This window comes from Iodidimonas sp. MBR-22, assembly GCF_029946565.1.
Lineage (GTDB): Bacteria > Pseudomonadota > Alphaproteobacteria > Sphingomonadales > Rhodothalassiaceae > Iodidimonas > Iodidimonas nitroreducens.
This window is the reverse complement of record NZ_JARKVQ010000026.1, coordinates 1-17,044: the sequence shown is the minus strand read 5'-3', so window position 1 is coordinate 17,044 and position 17,044 is coordinate 1. Positions and strand designations below refer to the sequence as shown.

The following is a 17,044-nucleotide window of genomic DNA, read 5'->3' as shown; positions in this document are numbered from 1 at the left end:
AAAATCCTCGTCACCGCAAATGCAATCATCCGCGATAAAAAACCATTCCATCCATGAACCAATAACACAGTTGCCGGCTCTGCGGCGTACCCCTCCGGGCTGCACCGCGCCCGGGATGACGTATGTTACGAGCGTGCAACATTAAGCCCATCACCCCGGCCCAATTTCATTCGTCACCCCGGCCCCCGAGCCGGGGTCAATTCTTTGCCACCTCGGGCACGCCGATGGTGATCACCTGGGCGTGCAGGCCTTCTTTGGGGATATAATCCATTTCGTGCTGTTCGATCCGGTGGCACAGCCCTTCTTCTTCCAAAGCGGATAACGCCTGATCATAGCCTTGATCTTCATAGACATTTTGATTGACCGTAAAACATATGATGCCACCGGGTTTGGTGATCCGAATGATTTCGCGTAAGCCATCGGGCCCCACATGGCCGCTGGTGAAAGTACCCACGCAAATGGCGGCATCATAAAAATCATCCTCGAGATCAAGACGAGCGGTAAGATCGCCGGTCAATAAAGTGCGGTAAGAGCCGCGACGGCGGGCAATATCAAGCATTTCCGGGGAGAGATCGAGGCCATCGCAAACCATGGGATGCTCATTCTGGATCACATCGCCCACAAGCCCGGTGCCGCAGCCTACATCGATGATGGTTTTTTCATGCCCCTTCAGATGGCTCAGCAAAACCTTCACGCTTTCCTGAGGGGCAACATAGCCAAGCCCATCAACCACATCCTTATCATAGCTGGCCGCCCAATCCCGATAGAGCGCTTCGGCATCCTTCGGATTTTTAAGGGCATAGGCGCGTTTTAAATGGCTATCATTGACCATGATCAACTCCTGATGAATGATGAACAGACACCGGATTATAAACGGCTTTGCCCTGTAAATTCAAATGAAGCAGGTTTTTTGCCAATCTCAGGGCTGGCAGATCACCCGTCCGACCGCCTTTTGTCCATCATCCCCGGAGGGGGCTGGCGGCACATCCTGATCATTTTGAAGCCGAAAGGGGGCTTTATGATCGCTTAAAAAGCGCATCAAAACCGGTGCCGATATGGCAAAGGCGGTGTTGCGCACAAGGGTGCCCGATGTTTGGAAAATGGCCGCCGTATTCACCTTGGCGATGACCATGCCGCTGACATAGCCCGCTTCATCAAAAAGCGGTCCGCCGCTATTCCCGCCCCTGACCGAGGCTTTAAAGGCGAGATAAAAGGGGGTTTTGCGATCCGGCCCCTGATCGCTTAGGGCCGAGATTTGCCCTTTGCGGCGATCAGGCCGAATGCGCGGCAGCCCCTGTTCAGGAAAGCCCACGGCCATCACCGGTTCATCTATGCCGGGCAGGGCGGCGCGAAATATCACTTGATCAAATGCGACGGGGGCAGACGCTTCGGGCGCAGGATCGACGGCACTTTCCAACAGAGCCATATCAAGATCGGGATCAAGGGCGGCGATGCTGGCGGGCCAGCGATTGCCTTTTGCATCGGCGATGAATAAAGCGGTGCAGCCCTCCACCACATGGCGGGCGCTGAGAAACTGGCCCTGATCATTCACCGCAAAAGCTGTTCCAAAGCGCTTGGCCAAGGCGGGTGAGGCGCGGGCATCGGGCTTCAGATCCCTGGCCCGCCGGGCGCGCTCGCGGAGAATGTTTTGGCGAATGCTTTCCGCCTCTTCGGTGCTGAGGATGGTGCCAGCGCAGGCGCCGCGCAAGGTAGTCTGGATGATCTTGCGGGCTTCATCATGGCAGAAAACGGTGGGGGATGATGCCTCGGTTTTGGCTGCGTCAATGCTTTGGGCATGGCTGGATGCCGCGCCCCAGCCTGTCATGCCCAAGGCGATCAGGATGATCATGCCTGCTATCGTCTTTTCGATCATCGCATCCTTCCAGGCGTTTATGGGCGCGGCGGATAAGGGCGGATGGATGCATCCTTGGATACGATCCGCATTCCCACCGGGAAGAGGGTGATGGGCACCAGTTTGAAATGCACATAGGCAAAAGGCAGGCCGATGATGGTGATGGCCCAGAAAATGCCGATCAGAATATGGCCGATCGCCAGCCACCAGCCCGCCAGCAGAAACCAGATGATATTGCCCAAAAACCCTAAAGCCCCGGTGCCGATATCCTCATGCCCCGAATAATCATCCCGGCGCACGGCTTCCGAACCGAATGGCCACAGATTATAAAGCCCGATATTAAAGGCACTGCGCGCCCAGGGCAGGCCGATGATGGTGACCGCAAAAACAAGCGCCGCAACCCACCAGGCCAGCGCCAGTTCGATGCCCCCAAAAATCAGCCAGAAAACATTGAGAATTAAACGGATCATCGGTCATCCTTTATCAGCAGTAATATATCGGATAGATATAATACGAAAAACCCGTTTCACAATGTTTATTTTTCGTCCAATCCTTCTAAAGGGCTATGATGCCATCATCTGGCGGTTAATCACCAGCTTTTGGATATCCGATGTGCCTTCATAAATCTGGCAAACCTTAACATCACGATAGATCCGCTCCACCGGATAATCCTTCAGATAGCCATAGCCGCCCAAGGTCTGGATCGCATCGGAACAGATGCTTTCCGCAGCTTCAGAGGCAAAAAGCTTGGCCATCGAGGCTTCCTTGAGGCAGGGCAGCCCGGCATCTTTGAGGGATGCTGCGTGCAGCACAAGCTGGCGCGAAGCTTCGAGCTTGGTCGCCATATCAGACAGACGAAAACCCACCGCCTGATGCTGGGCGATGGCTTTGCCAAAGCTGATGCGTTCTTTTGCATAGTGAAGGGCATGGGCAAGGGCCGCCTGGGCCATGCCCACCGATTGGGCGGCAATGCCGATGCGCCCGCTTTCCAGATTCATCAAAGCCAGACGATAGCCCTGATTTTCATCGCCCAAAAGGCAGCTTTCGGGAATGCTCATTTCATCGAAGATGATCTGGGCGGTATCGGATGAGGATTGCCCCAGCTTTTCTTCAATGCGCGAGACAATAAATCCCGGGGTGCTGGTGGGCACCAGAAAAGCGGAAATCCCGCGTTTTCCGGCATCAGGATCGGTAACGGCAAAAATGATGGCCACCTTAGCAATGCTGCCCGATGTGATGAACTGTTTGGTGCCGTTTAAAACCCAGCCCGTTTGGGTGCGGCGGGCTTTGGTTTTCAAGGCCCCGGCATCGGAACCGGCTTGTGGTTCGGTGAGGCAAAAGGCGCCGATACAGTCTCCGCGCGCCAGTTTTTGCAGCCATGTTTCTTTTTGATCTGCATTGCCAGCCCCTGCGATGGCGGCACAAACCGGCGAATTATTGACGCTCATAATCGTTGATAGTCCGCCATCCCCGGCGGCGATTTCCATCAAAGCCAAGGCATAGGAAACCATATCGGTTCCGGCCCCGCCATGGTCTTCGGCGATGGTCATGCCCATCAGGCCAAGCTGCCCCATTTCATCTAAAACAGCTTGGGGCACCCGGCCATCCCGCGCCCATTGATCGGCAAAGGGGGCGATTTTTTCCTGCGCAAAGGCCCGGGCCATATCGCGGATCATGGCTTGTTCCTGGTTGGGGATCATCGTGCATCATATCCTGAATTAACGTGAAAAGATGGCAGGAGTTTAAAGGCGATCAGGGAAGCTGATAAGCCTCTAAAACCCCCAAGGGCGCCAGATTTTGTTCGACCAGCGCACGGGCCGGGGCATCGAGGGCGGCCAGATCCTTTGCTGTTTCGCGCCGTGTTTTCTCGCTATAGGGGCGGGCGATGATGGATCGCGGCCCATAGCCCAAATCCATATCGACTGAGGTCTCTCCCGCTGCCAGAGCGCGGTGATTGCCGATGAGATAGGCATGAAAGCTGAGACCGATCTGCTGCAAAAGCGGGGCCAGCGTTTCCGGAACGCTTGTAAAATCGGGCCAGCCATCGGCCAGATCCGATGCCCGGGCCGCAGCCATGCGCTTTTGATAGGCTATCAGATCGGGGGCCAAGCTTTCGGCAAGGGCGCGGGGCGTGGGATCAAACAGAAAATGCGCGGTCAGGGCCCCTTGTAAAGCAAAATCAGCGAGACAGGGGCGCGGGCCAAGCAAAAAATCCGATTGCGCGAAATGCTGGCCTAAAAGGGTTGCAAGGCGGCTCCATTCCCCTTCGATTTCCGCCAAGGCATCGGGGCCGGCATCCATTTTCTGGCGCACCCCCATGGCCCAGTTCTGGATCATATCGCGGGCAGATCGCACCAGCTTTTCACCTTCGGCATCAAGGGGCTGATGGGCGGGAATGCCCACCGCATCCCGGGCGAGCGCGGTGCCGGAATGATCGATATCCGATGGATCGTTCCAGCGGTAGAAAACGGCGGCGCGCACGGTCCATTCATCAAAGAAATCTTCTAAAATGCGCGCCATGATCCGGCCAAGGGGCGCATCGGGCAGGGTGGTGCTTGCGGGAAATCTTTTATCCATTTCAAAGGCAATGGGGGTGGAATCCCAAAGCCATTGATCTTCAGGGGTCACCACCACCGGCATCATATGGGTGCCTGATCGCCGCTCCACCTCGGCCCGCACATGGATCGATTTCTTGCGGTAATCGGTGGGAATTTCCTTATAGGCAAAAAGCGCCAATATCTTTTGCGTGAAATAGGATGCATCCATGCCATAAACGATATAGCTCGCGGTCATATTTATAGGCTCCCACAGATCGCCGGTTTGTTCAGTTGTTTAGGGTCAGGACCCACTAACCGCACCTTCGAGGCGACGGAAGGACAAACAGATCGGACGGAGAGGCGTGCAGGGAAGGCTGGCTGCCTTTCCAAGCGCCTCTCTGTTCGAGATGGACGTCATTCCGGCGTCCCTGCGGGATTTGACCAGAACGGCTCATTGCAGCGTCGGATCGGCTTGAAATATCGACATATTCCTGCACCTCTCCTCCTTGCACTGAGCCGTTCTGCTTCAAACCTCGAAGGCGTGCTTAATGGATCCTGACCCTAGATGTTCTGCAAACTGCGCCAGCCTAGCAATCGGGTCAAGCATCGGATCGGCCAAGGTGTGGAAAGGGTGGGGCAACGGTGGAGCATCTCTTGTTGCCAGTGCATGACAGCGATAAGCTTTTTGCCTCTGATTTTAGGATGACGTGACGATGAATATCGAAAAACTGCTCAACATCATGGCCGCTTTGCGTGCCCCCGAAAGCGGCTGTCCTTGGGATCGGGCCCAGGATTTCAAATCAATCGCAAGCTTTACCATCGAAGAAGCCTATGAGGTGGCCGATGCCATCGAACGCCGCGCTTTCGATGAATTAAAGGATGAATTGGGCGATTTGCTCTTTCAGGTGGTGTTTCATGCCCAGATGGCCAAAGAATGCGATGCCTTTGATTTCAAGGATGTGGTGGATGCCATTTGCGCTAAGATGATCCGCCGTCATCCTCATGTTTTTGCAGGGGAAAGGATGGCGGATGCCGAGGCGCAATTGCAGGCTTGGGAAAGCCTGAAAGCCACCGAGCGCGCCGAGAAAGCCAAAGCCGAAGGCCGCACCCTCAGCGCCCTTGATGGGGTGGCGAAAAGCCTGCCGGCAAGCCAGCGGGCGCTGAAATTGCAAAAGCGCGCGGCGCGGGTGGGTTTTGATTGGGATGATCCCGCAGATGTTTTGGCAAAAGTCTCTGAAGAGCTTGGCGAGGTGGAGCAGGCTTATAAAAATGTGGAAGGCGATGCCCGGGTGCTTGAGGAATTGGGCGATCTGTTTTTCACCTGTATCAATCTCAGCCGCAAGCTTGGCCATGATCCAGAGGATGCCATGGCCAGTGCCAATCGCAAATTCGAGCGGCGTTTCAAGCGGATAGAAGCCTTTCTGGCAAAAGATGGGCGAGGGCCGGAGCAATCCGATCTTGAGGAAATGGAACATTTATGGCAACGGGCCAAAAGCGAAGAAGAAGCCTGATCGCCGGATTTCATCCGAAAATTTTCTACATTGTTTAATTGATTGCATTGATATGGCGCGATTCGTATCATCGGGGCATGAAAGATGCCGCGCGAAATTGGCCACAAAGAGCATGGCTTTTGGTCCTGTGTTTTAGCGTGTCCGCTTGTTATGTGGCTGGTGGCAATCGGCCCTATTGGGCGGTGGAGCCGGTTTATGCAGTGCGTAATTCCCCCATCCCCGTGCCCCGGCCAACCTTAAAACCCCCCGCCCCCAATCGCTATGCTGCTGCCAGTGTCACAAATCGGGCGGATAGCCGCGTGGTGGCCGCCCGGCCACGCACCCCATCCACGGCACGATCAGGAACCACAAGAACAGGGATAACCGCAGGCGAGATCGAGGTGCGCCGGGGCGATACGGTTTATGGCCTGGCCCGGGCGCATGGTGTTCCTTTGTCTGATTTTGTGGCGGTGAATGATTTGCGTCCGCCTTATGCTTTGGCGGTGGGGCAAAAGCTTGTTCTGCCGGGGCGGCGATCGCATGTGGTGCAGCGCGGCGATACAGTTTATTCCATTGCGCAAAAACATGATCTTGATGTGCGCCAATTGGCCAGTATCAATCAATTGGCGCCGCCTTATCTTTTGCGGATTGGCCAGATCCTTGTGGTGCCATCGGGCCGGACCGAGGAATTAACGGTGGCATCGCGGCCTTCACGCAGTCTGGCCACCCCGCCGCCGCGCACCGGGTCTGGCTTTGATTGGCCGGTTACGGGAACTGTGATCTCGCGTTTTGGCCCCAAAGAAGGGGGATTGCGCAATGATGGGATCAATATTCGGGCCCCCAAAGGTGCGCCGGTGCGGGCTTCGGAAAGCGGCATTGTGGCCTATGCTGGATCAGGTTTGCGCGGATTTGGCAATCTCATTCTCATTCGCCATGCCGATGATTGGGTGACGGCCTATGGCCATAATGATGAATTGCTGGTGGAGCGCGGGGCCGCGGTGAAGCGCGGGCAGATGATCGCCCGGGTCGGCTCCACCGGTGGGGTGACGGAACCGCAATTGCATTTCGAGGTGCGCAAGGGCACAAAAGCGTCAGATCCTTTGCGCTATCTGCCACAGATCAGCGCCGATGCGCGTTAAGCGGCGTTTTTAATGGATCCTGATCCTAATGATGTTGCAATCATAGGGGCTGGCTTTATAGTCCGCCTCCATATAGCCACGGTCTTTCCTGTGCTACATGGTGAAAAGCCGGGTTCACGCTGATCCCGGCTGCCGATGCGGGCAGGAGGCCTCAACTTGATGGAAATGGGTTTTTTCATGCTGATATCAACTGCTTATGCACAATCCGCAGGCGGCGCTTCCGGGGGTGGTCTTTTGGAAATGCTGCTTCCGCTGGCCCTGATCATGTTGATTTTCTATTTTCTGCTGATCCGGCCGCAGCAGAAGCGTTTAAAAGAGCATCGCAATCTCATCGCCGCTATTCGCCGTGGGGATACTGTGGTGACATCGGGTGGGCTGATCGGCAAGGTGACCAAAGTCGCCGATGATGAGCTTCAGGTCGAGGTGTCAGAAGGTGTGCGCTTGCGGGTGGTGCGCGGGACCATTGCCGAGGTGCGGAATAAGGCGGAACCTGCCGAGAATTGATCCGGGGCCTTTTATCCGCTGGCTTCAGATCTATATGACATGTTCGATCAGCCTTTGCCGCTGATACCCCCGATTGGGATCAATCTGCCATGCTTGACTTTCCACCATGGAAAATTGCTTTTGTTTTGCTGATCAGCTTCATCGGAATGCTGGCGGCTTTGCCAAATCTGCTCAGCGATGAGCAGGTGGCAGCACTGCCCGGCTTTTTGCCCAGTAGCAAGCTGACCCTGGGGCTTGATCTGCAAGGCGGATCGCACATGCTGCTTGAGGTGGATGGCGATGCTGTGGTGGCAGAGCAGATCGTCAATCTGGAAGGGCAAATCCGCGATGCCTTGCGCGCGCAGCGCATATTGGCGAGCATCGAGCCGCAGGGGCGCTCTATCCATGTGCGGGTGCGTGATGAAACACAGCGCGCCGATGCCCTTTCGGTGATCCGCGATCAGGCGGTGCCGGTGGGTGATGGCCAGGGTTTTGGGGCTGTTTTGTCGCGCAATATCGAGGTTGATACTGAGGCGAACGGGCTGATCACGGCCACGCTCACCGAGGCGGCGATCCGGTCGCGGATCAGCGGGGCGGTGGAACAATCACTCGAAATCGTGCGTCGGCGTGTGGATGAAATGGGCACGCGCGAGCCAACCATTCAGCGGCAGGGGGCTGATCGGATTCTGGTGCAGGTGCCGGGCCTGCAGGATAGCCAGCAATTGCGCTCGCTCCTTGAAACAACTGCCAAGCTCACTTTTCATATGGTCAATGCTCAGGGTGATCCCAATCGTCCGCCCCCCGGTTTCATGTCGCTTCCTTCGCAAGATACCGGCGAAATTCTGGTGCTTGAACGGCGCGCCCGCCTGACCGGGGAAAATCTGGTGGATGCCTCGGTGGGTTTTGATGAATCAAGTCGACCGGTGGTGAATTTCCGTTTTGATTCCACGGGCGGTCGGCGCTTTGCCGATATTACCCGGGAAAATGTCAATCGCCGCTTTGCCATCGTATTGGATGATGCAATCATCTCCGCCCCCAATATTCAGGAGCCTATTCTGGGTGGTGCCGGGCGCATTTTTGGCAATTTCACGGTTGAGGGTGCCAATAATCTGGCGATCCTGCTGCGTGCCGGGGCGCTGCCCGCCCCCCTCACCATCATGGAAGAACGCACGGTGGGTCCCGATCTGGGCAAAGACTCCATCGAAGCCGGTGAAATTGCCGGTCTTTTGGGCTTAAGCTTTGTGGTGCTCTTTATTTTCGTGACCTATGGCTGGTTTGGTCTGGCGGCGAATGTGGCCCTGATGGTCAATATCGCGCTCATTCTGGGTGCGCTTTCAACATTGGGGGCAACGCTGACCCTTCCCGGAATCGCCGGGATCGTGCTCACCATCGGGATGGCGGTGGATGCCAATGTCCTTGTTTTTGAACGGATCAAGGAAGAAGCCATCGCCGGGCGCGGCCCCATGCGCGCTGTTGAGGCAGGCTATCAACAGGCCCTGAGCACGATTTTGGATGCCAATATCACCACCTTCATCGCCGCTTTCCTGCTCTTTCAATTTGGCTCTGGCCCGGTGCGCGGCTTTGCAGTGACTTTGGGGATCGGGATCATCACTTCGGTCTTTACCGCTTTGCTGCTCACGCGGTTGTTTCTTGTTATCTGGCTGCGCCGGCGTCGTCCGCAGCGTTTGCCGATCTGATCGGTCTGGAAAATCCTTATGCTTTTAAAGCTTGTCCCGGATAATACACATATCCCCTTCATGAAGATCCGCAGCTTTGCTTATGTGCTGTCGGTTGTGCTCATCATGGCCTCGGCGGCCTTGTTTTTCAGCCGGGGTCTCAATCTGGGGATCGATTTCATCGGCGGGTCCACGATTGAAATCCTGACCCCGGAACCGGCTAATATTGGGAATATCCGTGCGATCCTTGAAAAGCTCGATCTGGGGGATGTCAGCGTTCAGGAATTTGGTGAGCCGCGCGATGTGCTGATCCGCTTTCAGGAACAGCCCGGCGGTGAAGAAGCGCAAAAAGAAGCTCAGATCAGGGTGGAAAATGCCTTGCAAACCAATATCGAGGGGGTCTCCATCCGTTCAACCAGCTTCATCGGCCCCAAGGTTTCATCGGAACTGGCGCGCGATGGTATCTTGGCCGTGAGCTTATCGGTGGCGGCCGTTCTCGTTTATATCTGGTTTCGTTTTGAATGGCAGTTTGGCCTGGGCGCCGTGATCGCGCTGGTGCATGATGTGCTTTTAACAGTGGGATTTTTCTCGATCACCCAGCTTGATTTCAATCTTTCGATTATCGCCGCTATCCTCACCATTGTGGGCTATTCGTTGAATGATACAGTGGTGGTTTATGATCGTGTGCGCGAAAATATGCGTAAATACCGAAAAATGCCCTTGCCTGAGCTGATTGATCGTTCGATCAATGACACCCTTTCACGCACGGTGATGACCTCCTTGACCACATTGATCGCCTTGTTTGCTCTTTATTTCTTTGGCGGCCCGGTGATCCAGGGCTTTACGGCTGCGATGATCTGGGGGATCGTGATCGGCACCTATTCCTCGATCTTCATCGCCTCGCCGGTTTTGATCCTGCTTCACCTGCGCAGCACGGCTTTCATCGGTGATGAAAAAGATCAGGACCCTGATCAGGATGGGGATGGCAATCTTACGAACGTTCCAGCCCCTTAATCCTGCTCCCCCTTCAGGCGGCCCGCAGTCCAATCCCGGAAAAGGGTTTAGTCTTATGGAAATCACCGAAATCAAAGGCAGCGGAAAACCGTTTGTCACGGCTTATGGACCGGGCAGTTTCAGCTTTGGCGACAGGGTTTTATCCGGCCCTGTGATGGTAACTCCCGATACCATCAGGGGCTTCGATCAGCCGGATTTGAACCGCTTGAAGCCTGAAAATCTTGCCAGGCTCCTGCCTTTTTTGCAGACTATGGATATTGTACTTGTGGGCACCGGCGGTGCCGCCTCCACATTACCCGATGATGTGCGTATATGGGCCATAGATCAGGGGCTATCTCTCGATATCATGGATAGCGGGGCAGCGGCGCGCACCTTTAATGTGCTTTTAGCGGAAGAACGCCGGGTTGGGGCTGTTCTTTTTCCATTGTGATTTTTCGATCACGCATTTGATTTCTGACAGGAGCAGGCCATCATGCTGAATGACATTATCGCGCTTCAAAACCGCCAATTGCTAAGACAGCAGACTTTTGTCAATGGCCAATGGATGGATGCCGCATCGGGGGATCGTTTCGATGTGCTCAATCCCGCCAATCAGCAGGTTATCGCCAGCGTGCCCAGCCTTTCCGCCGATGAGGTGGATCTGGCGATCAAGGGTGCGGCGAAAGCTCAAAAAGAATGGGCGGCACGGCCCGCGCAGGAACGCAGCGCTATTTTGCGCCGCTGGTTTGAACTGATCCATGAAAATGCCGATGATCTGGCGTTGCTGATGACCACGGAACAAGGCAAGCCACTGGCCGAAGCGCGGGGCGAAGTGGCCTATGCTGCCAGTTTCATCGAATGGTTTGCCGAAGAAGCCAAGCGGGTTTATGGGCGGACCATCCCGCAGCAGAAAAATGATCGGCGTTTGCTGGTTTTAAAGCAGCCTGTGGGGGTTGTGGCCGCGATCACGCCGTGGAATTTTCCGGCGGCCATGCTCACGCGGAAAGCCGGCCCGGCGCTGGCTGCGGGCTGTGCGATGGTGGCAAAGCCTGCCGAAGATACGCCGCTCACCGCCCTTGCTCTTGGCTGGCTGGCGGCCGAAGCGGGGGTGCCTGCTGGGGTTTTGAATATCGTCACCGGCAAACCGGCCATTGTGGGCGGGGCCTTGATGGCCAGTGATCTGGTGCGCAAGATCAGCTTCACCGGTTCCACCCAAGTGGGTAAGCTTTTGATGCGTCAGGCGGCGGATAGCGTCAAGAAAATGAGCTTGGAATTGGGCGGCAATGCGCCCTTCATCGTTTTTGATGATGCCGATATCGATGCTGCCGTGGATGGGGTGATGGCTTCGAAATTCCGCAATACCGGGCAAACCTGCGTTTGTGCCAATCGGATTTTCGTGCAGGCCGGGGTTTATGATGATTTCACTCAAAAGCTAGCCCAGGCCGTTGCATCCTTAAAGGTTGGGGTTGGCACCGAAGCGGGCGTGACCCAGGGCCCCCTGATCAATCAAGCGGCCCTTGAAAAGGTGCAGCGCCATGTGGACGATGCCAAAGCCAAAGGCGGGCGCATCCTTAGCGGTGGGGCCCCTCATGCTTTGGGCGGCACATTTTTCCAGCCCACGGTGATTGTCGATGCCACAACCGATATGCAGCTTTATGGTGAAGAAACCTTTGGCCCGGTGGCGCCGGTTTTCTCATTTGAAACCGATGATGAAGCCATTTCTTTGGCCAATGATACGCCTTTTGGCCTCGCCTCTTATTTCTATAGCCGGGATCTGGGGCGGATTTTTCGTGCCGCCGAAGCCTTGGAAACCGGCATCGTGGCGGTGAATACCGGTGTTTTCTCGACCGAAGTCGCGCCCTTTGGCGGGATCAAGGAATCCGGTTTGGGTCGGGAAGGGGGGCATGAAGGGATCGATGAATATCTGGAAACCAAATTCCTGTGCCTTGGCCTGTGAACGAAAAATGGTGCAATGCACAAAAATCGCTTGACAAGTCCGGCAAGCAAGCCCATATCAGTCGTGTTGTTGCAGTGCAGCAATCATATTCACCTCGTTATGGAGCGCAGACATGGCAACCACCCGTAAAATCGATGCCCCCGAGAATGCTTTTGCTTCTCTGTTCAAGACCCCGAATTTTGATGTCAACGCAATCGTTGAAGCCCAACGCAAGAATGTTGAAGCCCTGATCGAAGCCAATCGCGTCGCCTTTGAAGGCTACAAGACGGTTTCTGAAAAGCAGGTCGCTTTCGTCCGCACCGTTTTTGAAGATGCTTCAGGCGTTGCCACCGAAGTGCTGAACGGCAAAACTCCCGAAGCCAATGCCAGCAAGCAAGCTGAATTTGCTCAGGATGTGGCCCGCAAAGGCTTTGATGGTTTCCGCGAAGTGTCGGAACTTGCCCTCAATGTGAACCGTGATGCCTTTGGTGTGATCCAAAAGCGCTTCACCGAAACCGTTGATGAATTGAAGGCCGTTAAAGCCAACTGATCATGGATCAGATGCGGGGATGATTGTGTAACCCCGCTGATGGTTTGATCTTCAAAAGACCAAAGCCCGGATGACCTTATAAAGGCTATCCGGGCTTTTTCGTATCTTCAGCGCTGTTCGCGGCGATTAAGGAAAGCCAGCCGCTCGAACAAAGCCACATCATGTTCGTTTTTCAAAAGGGCCCCATGCAAAGGGGGAATGGCACTTTTACCCGCACCGCTTTTCAAGGCATCGGGCGGCAGATCTTCCGACATCAAAAGCTTGAGCCAATCAAGCAATTCCGAGGTTGATGGTTTTTTCTTCAGCCCCGGCACGTCGCGCACATCGTAAAAAATGGTAAGGGCATCATGAACCAGGCGTTTTTGCAGGCCGGGATAATGCACATCGATGATCTGAAGCATGGTTTGGCGATCGGGAAAGCGGATATAATGGAAAAAGCAGCGCCGCAAAAAAGCATCCGGCAGTTCTTTTTCATTATTGGATGTGATGATCACAATCGGCCGTTTTTCAGCGCGAATGGTTTCCCCGGTTTCGTAAACATGAAATTCCATGCGATCCAGTTCTAAAAGCAGATCATTGGGAAATTCGATATCCGCCTTGTCGATCTCATCGATCAGCAAAATGGGCTGTTCCTCGGCAACAAATGCCTCCCACAGCTTTCCGCGTTTGATATAATGCCGAATATCGCTCACCCGGGGATCGCCCAACTGGCTATCACGCAAACGTGAAACCGCATCATATTCATAAAGGCCCTGCTGCGCCTTGGTCGTGGATTTCACATGCCATTCAATCAGGGGGCGGCCAAAAGCCCGGGCCACTTCCTGTGCCAGAACCGATTTTCCGGTGCCCGGTTCCCCCTTCACCAATAAAGGACGACCAAGGCGCGCTGCGGCATTCACCGCAATCGTCAGGTCATCGGTGCTAACATAGCGATCCGTTCCCGTAAATTGACCGGAAGTTTTCATCTGGCTGTCTTTCTAAGCATAGGGTCTTTGGCTGAAAATAAGGTCTTTGGATGTGTTAGCAGCAGGCTAAGCATGGAACAAGGATGTGACAAGCCTTGGCGGCTCTCCCGCGCCTGCCATCCTGCCAATGCCTGTAGGGCGGCTGGTTTGGCACAAGTTTTGCTGATCTTTAGCCTGATGATTGTGTCGATGAAGGGATCATGTTTAAAATCAATGAAGAAAGGTTGCGCGGGGGTGGAAATTCCTCACAGCCTTTAACAGAGCGGAAACCCCTTATGGCCTAGCCTTGGGCATTATCTGGTCAGGATGCCCAAGCCGGATCTGGAGAGACATTCATGGCACTCAAGCTATCGCTGAAACCCGGCGAGAAATTCGTGGTCAATGGGGCCGTGATCGCCAATGGCGACCGGCGTTCGTCATTGGTTATTCAAAATAAGGTCTCGATCCTGCGGGAAAAGGATATCATGCGCGAACAGGATGCCAATACCCCGGCGCGGCGCATCTATTTCCCGATCATGCTGTGCTATCTCGATCCCGATGGGCGGTCCAAATATATCGAGGAATTCATCACAAGAATGACCGAATTCATGTCGGTGGTTGAAGATCCGGAAACAAAGAAAAACTGTGTCGAAATCAGTCAGGATGTGATGAACAGCCATTATTACAAGGCTTTGATGACCTGTAAAAAGCTGTTTGTTTATGAACAAAAGAGGCTTGATTATGTCCCTTGATGCCTATCATCAAAGGCAGGCCGCAGCCGAGCTGCCCCAGCAAACGGAATATCGCCTGTTTGGCCGCGTTACCGGCGCCTTGATCGAGGCAAAGGAGAAGGAGCTGTCAGGCGCCGCCCTGATGAAGGCGCTGGATTGGAACCGGCGGCTGTGGTCCACCTTGGCTGTTGATTGCGGGGCCGAAGAAAACTCTTTGCCCAAGGAAACCCGGGCGCAGATCATTTCTTTGTCGATTTATGTATCGAAAACCACCAGCCGGGTGTTTCGGGGGGAAATGCCCATCGATGATCTGATTAAAATCAACAAAATCATTATGGAGGGGCTGGCCGCCCAAGCTAGGCGCACTCAGGAAGAGGCCAAGCGCCAGCGCGAAACGGCCCATTCGGGCGCGGAGCAAAAAGGGGATCAGCCCCAGCCATCTGGCCTGCCGCTGGGCGGGCTTGTGGGTTAAGGGATCGATCTGCCCCTTGCCATGAGCGGCAAATTTTGCCGCAAAAATCAAGATTACTCGGCAGAAACTGCCGGATAGGCAAAAATTTCCCTCCCCAGAAACTTTGATCCTTAATCTGCATAGTTCTATAAAATCACATATAAACAATAATTTATGATATAAAATCGGCAATCGTTAAAACTGGCATCGTCATTGCATAGGCTTAGCCGAAGCAAAAAGCTTCAAGAGCAAAATGCTCGGTAAAACCCCAGAATGGAGATGCCAAAATGGCTTTTTCTGTGAATACCAATGCCGGTGCCTTCCTCGCACTGCAATCTCTCTCCTCAACCAATCGTGAACTCGCCACAACCCAGGACCGTATCTCTACGGGTCTTCAGGTTGCTTCTGTGCGTGACGATTCAGCCACCTTCCTGATCGCCCAAAATCAGCGCTCCGATCTTGCCGGTATCAATGCCGCACGGTCGAGCCTTGATCGTGCTTCCAGCACCCTTGATGTGGGCGTGAATGCGGCAGAAGCCGTCTCCGATCTTTTGATCAGCGCTCGTGAAATTGCCGTCTCCGTGCAGGATACCGGTCTTGATCAGGCGTCGGTCGATTCGCTCAACCGCGATTTTTCGGCCCTTGTGTCGCAGATCGATTCCATTGTTGGGCAGGCTGAATTCAACGGCGTCAATATCGTTAATGGCGGTGGCCAGAATGTTGATGCCATCACCGGTGTGAACCGCGCTGGCGATATCAGCCGGATTTCGGTTGCCGGTGTTGATCTTCGGACCAACAGCACCACAGCCACATCCACCCTTGATACCTTCGATCTGGGTACTCTGGATAACCTCGGTTCCATCGATGGCACTTCGGATGAACAGCAAGCGATTCTGGCTGCCCTGCGAAATGCCGGGGATGATCAGAATGCCATCGTTGCCGATGCCAATGGTGTGCTGTCGATCGATGTATCTGTCGCCACCTTAAATAATGCTGGAACAGCGGGCGACACCACTGACGATAGCTTTGAAATCACATTTGGTGGTGGGGCCATTACCTTCGCAACGGCGGCGGGTGATAGCGCGACCGACACTGCTCCTGCCGATGGGGTTCCTGATATTGCTGCCACTTCAGCGCTCTTCTTGGGCCCGGCTTCCGCTGGCGATCTTGTCATTCAAGGCGCGCAGGGTGCCTTTGGTGCGGCAGCTATTGGCGGGGTTACTCCGGGTGCAACGGATATTGCGCTCCGCGATATTGATTTCAGTAATGATGCCCAGCGCTCTTCCGCTGTGGCGGTTGTTGATAATTTCCAGCAGAATGTTGGGACCATCCTCAGCCAGCTTGGCTCTGCCGTTCAGCAGGTTGAGCTGCAATCCACATTCGCATCCAATCTGTCGGATTCGATCGAAGTGGGGATTGGTAATCTGGTTGATGCCGATCTGTCGCGCGAAGCTGCCAATCTGCAGGCCTTGCAGGTGCAGCAGCAGTTGGGTCTTCAGGCTGCGGGCATTGCCAATCAGGCACCCGGCTCGATCCTGGCCCTCTTCCGTTAAGCAAAATCCTGAAGGGCGGCGGCAGAAGGTGGCCGCCCTTCTTCTCTTTTCCGCATCGGCCTGGCTTTTCAGGCCCTTGAGGGCGGGAATTTACCAATGATCAGAATGGATATACAAAATATCACCCCTCAGCCGGCTGAGCTCTCTTCCCAGAATGGGGGGCGTGTGCGGTCTGTTGCGCCAGTGGTTTCAGCATCAGCCGAATCCGGCGTGCAGAATCAAGGGCCGCAAAATCAGCGTCCCCTAAGCCAAGCGGTGCAGGGGTCATCCCGGATTGTGTCCTTCGAACCCGAGCGCCCCTTGGACGAAGGAAGCCTCGATTCACAAATCGAAGAAACCATTTCCCGCTTGATCGGAGAGGATTTCAATATGGCCCGCTTGCGCATCGATCAGGATGAAGAAACAGGCCGGGTGGTTTTTCAATCGGTGAACCGTGAAACCGGCGAGGTGATCAGCCAGTTTCCGCCTGAAACCGTGTTGCGACTCATTTCCTCAATCCGCGAGGCCGAGGGCATTGTGCTGGATGCCACCGTCTAGCGCCATTCCTCTGTTCGTCACCTCACAAAAATCGTAACCCCGTTCCCCTCTTTCGTCATCAACTCTGTTGTTGGATTTTCATATCTCTGATTCTAGCGTTAGCGATGACGATGATTTTTCGCATGAGAGCGGTTATGGCGACGATCTTGCGTTTTCCTCTTTCGACGAGGTT

Annotated in this window: 18 protein-coding genes and 1 pseudogene; 12 read left to right on the top strand and 7 right to left on the bottom strand. The window is 54.8% G+C overall.

The annotated features are described in order from the left end of the window. Positions 1-196: 196 nt before the first annotated feature. The 5 genes from QK300_RS13290 to QK300_RS13270 all read right to left on the bottom strand — a co-directional run bounded on the left by QK300_RS13290 (position 197) and on the right by QK300_RS13270 (position 4,645). Positions 197-832: a class I SAM-dependent methyltransferase gene (locus tag QK300_RS13290; RefSeq protein WP_281302187.1), complete on the bottom strand. Its 636-nt coding sequence runs from the start codon at positions 830-832 to the stop codon at positions 197-199. A gap of 87 nt (positions 833-919) precedes the next feature. After that, positions 920-1,873, bottom strand: coding sequence for a serine protease (locus tag QK300_RS13285; RefSeq protein WP_281302186.1), 954 nt, complete (start codon positions 1,871-1,873; stop codon positions 920-922). A gap of 17 nt (positions 1,874-1,890) precedes the next feature. Continuing rightward, positions 1,891-2,322 (bottom strand): YccF domain-containing protein, encoded by a 432-nt coding sequence (locus QK300_RS13280; protein ID WP_281302185.1) that lies wholly within the window; start codon positions 2,320-2,322, stop codon positions 1,891-1,893. A 93-nt stretch (positions 2,323-2,415) separates the two neighbouring features. Next, entirely contained in the window at positions 2,416-3,552 is a 1,137-nt protein-coding gene (locus tag QK300_RS13275) for an acyl-CoA dehydrogenase family protein (protein WP_281302184.1), read from the bottom strand. Between the two features lie 52 nt (positions 3,553-3,604). Further along, on the bottom strand, positions 3,605-4,645 hold the full coding sequence (locus QK300_RS13270; protein WP_281302183.1) for a glutathione S-transferase family protein: 1,041 nt from the start codon (positions 4,643-4,645) through the stop codon (positions 3,605-3,607). 457 nt (positions 4,646-5,102) lie between these two features. Between QK300_RS13270 and mazG the strand changes: the two genes are divergently transcribed. From mazG to QK300_RS13230, 8 genes are all read left to right on the top strand, one after another. Beyond that, complete coding sequence (gene mazG / locus QK300_RS13265) at positions 5,103-5,900, top strand: nucleoside triphosphate pyrophosphohydrolase (protein WP_281302182.1); 798 nt, start codon at positions 5,103-5,105, stop codon at positions 5,898-5,900. Between the two features lie 137 nt (positions 5,901-6,037). Further along, the gene (locus QK300_RS13260) at positions 6,038-7,018 is read left to right on the top strand and encodes a M23 family metallopeptidase (protein ID WP_281302181.1); all 981 of its coding nucleotides are present in this window, start codon (positions 6,038-6,040) and stop codon (positions 7,016-7,018) included. A gap of 177 nt (positions 7,019-7,195) precedes the next feature. Further along, positions 7,196-7,522, top strand: a complete 327-nt coding sequence (gene yajC, locus QK300_RS13255) for a preprotein translocase subunit YajC (RefSeq protein ID WP_281302180.1) — start codon at positions 7,196-7,198, stop codon at positions 7,520-7,522. An 89-nt stretch (positions 7,523-7,611) separates the two neighbouring features. Beyond that, a complete protein-coding gene (gene secD / locus QK300_RS13250) occupies positions 7,612-9,198 on the top strand; it encodes a protein translocase subunit SecD (protein WP_281302179.1) in 1,587 nt (528 codons plus the stop codon). Positions 9,199-9,216: 18 nt separating this feature from the next. Beyond that, positions 9,217-10,191 (top strand): protein translocase subunit SecF, encoded by a 975-nt coding sequence (gene secF, locus QK300_RS13245; protein ID WP_281302178.1) that lies wholly within the window; start codon positions 9,217-9,219, stop codon positions 10,189-10,191. Between the two features lie 55 nt (positions 10,192-10,246). Further along, positions 10,247-10,621: an MTH938/NDUFAF3 family protein gene (locus QK300_RS13240; RefSeq protein WP_281302177.1), complete on the top strand. Its 375-nt coding sequence runs from the start codon at positions 10,247-10,249 to the stop codon at positions 10,619-10,621. A gap of 42 nt (positions 10,622-10,663) precedes the next feature. Continuing rightward, on the top strand, positions 10,664-12,127 hold the full coding sequence (locus QK300_RS13235) for an NAD-dependent succinate-semialdehyde dehydrogenase (protein WP_281302176.1): 1,464 nt from the start codon (positions 10,664-10,666) through the stop codon (positions 12,125-12,127). Positions 12,128-12,239: 112 nt separating this feature from the next. Then, positions 12,240-12,656 (top strand): phasin family protein, encoded by a 417-nt coding sequence (locus QK300_RS13230; protein WP_281302175.1) that lies wholly within the window; start codon positions 12,240-12,242, stop codon positions 12,654-12,656. Positions 12,657-12,763: 107 nt separating this feature from the next. Here QK300_RS13230 and QK300_RS13225 read toward each other — a convergent pair whose 3' ends face one another. After that, complete coding sequence (locus QK300_RS13225; protein WP_281302174.1) at positions 12,764-13,621, bottom strand: MoxR family ATPase; 858 nt, start codon at positions 13,619-13,621, stop codon at positions 12,764-12,766. 335 nt (positions 13,622-13,956) lie between these two features. Between QK300_RS13225 and flbT the strand changes: the two genes are divergently transcribed. From flbT to QK300_RS13205, 4 genes are all read left to right on the top strand, one after another. Beyond that, complete coding sequence (flbT, locus tag QK300_RS13220; protein ID WP_281302173.1) at positions 13,957-14,352, top strand: flagellar biosynthesis repressor FlbT; 396 nt, start codon at positions 13,957-13,959, stop codon at positions 14,350-14,352. Beyond that, positions 14,342-14,803 carry a flagellar biosynthesis regulator FlaF gene (flaF, locus tag QK300_RS13215; RefSeq protein ID WP_281302172.1) on the top strand — a complete coding sequence of 154 codons (462 nt, stop codon included), beginning with the start codon at positions 14,342-14,344 and terminating at the stop codon, positions 14,801-14,803. The genes flbT and flaF overlap by 11 nt, the downstream gene beginning before the upstream one ends. A 266-nt stretch (positions 14,804-15,069) precedes the next feature. After that, positions 15,070-16,335, top strand: a complete 1,266-nt coding sequence (locus tag QK300_RS13210; RefSeq protein ID WP_281302171.1) for a flagellin — start codon at positions 15,070-15,072, stop codon at positions 16,333-16,335. Between the two features lie 276 nt (positions 16,336-16,611). Then, complete coding sequence (locus tag QK300_RS13205) at positions 16,612-16,872, top strand: flagellar protein FlaG (protein ID WP_281302170.1); 261 nt, start codon at positions 16,612-16,614, stop codon at positions 16,870-16,872. A 58-nt stretch (positions 16,873-16,930) separates the two neighbouring features. Here the strand turns inward: QK300_RS13205 and QK300_RS13630 are convergent. Further along, positions 16,931-17,044: pseudogene (locus QK300_RS13630) on the bottom strand (IS110 family transposase); the annotation flags it as partial.

Bases quoted from the DNA above. Each gene is read 5' to 3' on its own strand.
- QK300_RS13290 (WP_281302187.1), bottom strand. From the start codon at position 832: ATGGTCAATGATAGCCATTTAAAACGCGCCTATGCCCTTAAAAATCCG.
- QK300_RS13285 (WP_281302186.1), bottom strand. From the start codon at position 1,873: ATGATCGAAAAGACGATAGCAGGCATGATCATCCTGATCGCCTTGGGC.
- QK300_RS13280 (WP_281302185.1), bottom strand. From the start codon at position 2,322: ATGATCCGTTTAATTCTCAATGTTTTCTGGCTGATTTTTGGGGGCATC.
- QK300_RS13275 (WP_281302184.1), bottom strand. From the start codon at position 3,552: ATGATCCCCAACCAGGAACAAGCCATGATCCGCGATATGGCCCGGGCC.
- QK300_RS13270 (WP_281302183.1), bottom strand. From the start codon at position 4,645: ATGACCGCGAGCTATATCGTTTATGGCATGGATGCATCCTATTTCACG.
- mazG (WP_281302182.1), top strand. From the start codon at position 5,103: ATGAATATCGAAAAACTGCTCAACATCATGGCCGCTTTGCGTGCCCCC.
- yajC (WP_281302180.1), top strand. From the start codon at position 7,196: ATGCTGATATCAACTGCTTATGCACAATCCGCAGGCGGCGCTTCCGGG.
- secD (WP_281302179.1), top strand. From the start codon at position 7,612: ATGCTTGACTTTCCACCATGGAAAATTGCTTTTGTTTTGCTGATCAGC.
- secF (WP_281302178.1), top strand. From the start codon at position 9,217: ATGCTTTTAAAGCTTGTCCCGGATAATACACATATCCCCTTCATGAAG.
- QK300_RS13240 (WP_281302177.1), top strand. From the start codon at position 10,247: ATGGAAATCACCGAAATCAAAGGCAGCGGAAAACCGTTTGTCACGGCT.
- QK300_RS13235 (WP_281302176.1), top strand. From the start codon at position 10,664: ATGCTGAATGACATTATCGCGCTTCAAAACCGCCAATTGCTAAGACAG.
- QK300_RS13230 (WP_281302175.1), top strand. From the start codon at position 12,240: ATGGCAACCACCCGTAAAATCGATGCCCCCGAGAATGCTTTTGCTTCT.
- QK300_RS13225 (WP_281302174.1), bottom strand. From the start codon at position 13,621: ATGAAAACTTCCGGTCAATTTACGGGAACGGATCGCTATGTTAGCACC.
- flbT (WP_281302173.1), top strand. From the start codon at position 13,957: ATGGCACTCAAGCTATCGCTGAAACCCGGCGAGAAATTCGTGGTCAAT.
- flaF (WP_281302172.1), top strand. From the start codon at position 14,342: ATGTCCCTTGATGCCTATCATCAAAGGCAGGCCGCAGCCGAGCTGCCC.
- QK300_RS13210 (WP_281302171.1), top strand. From the start codon at position 15,070: ATGGCTTTTTCTGTGAATACCAATGCCGGTGCCTTCCTCGCACTGCAA.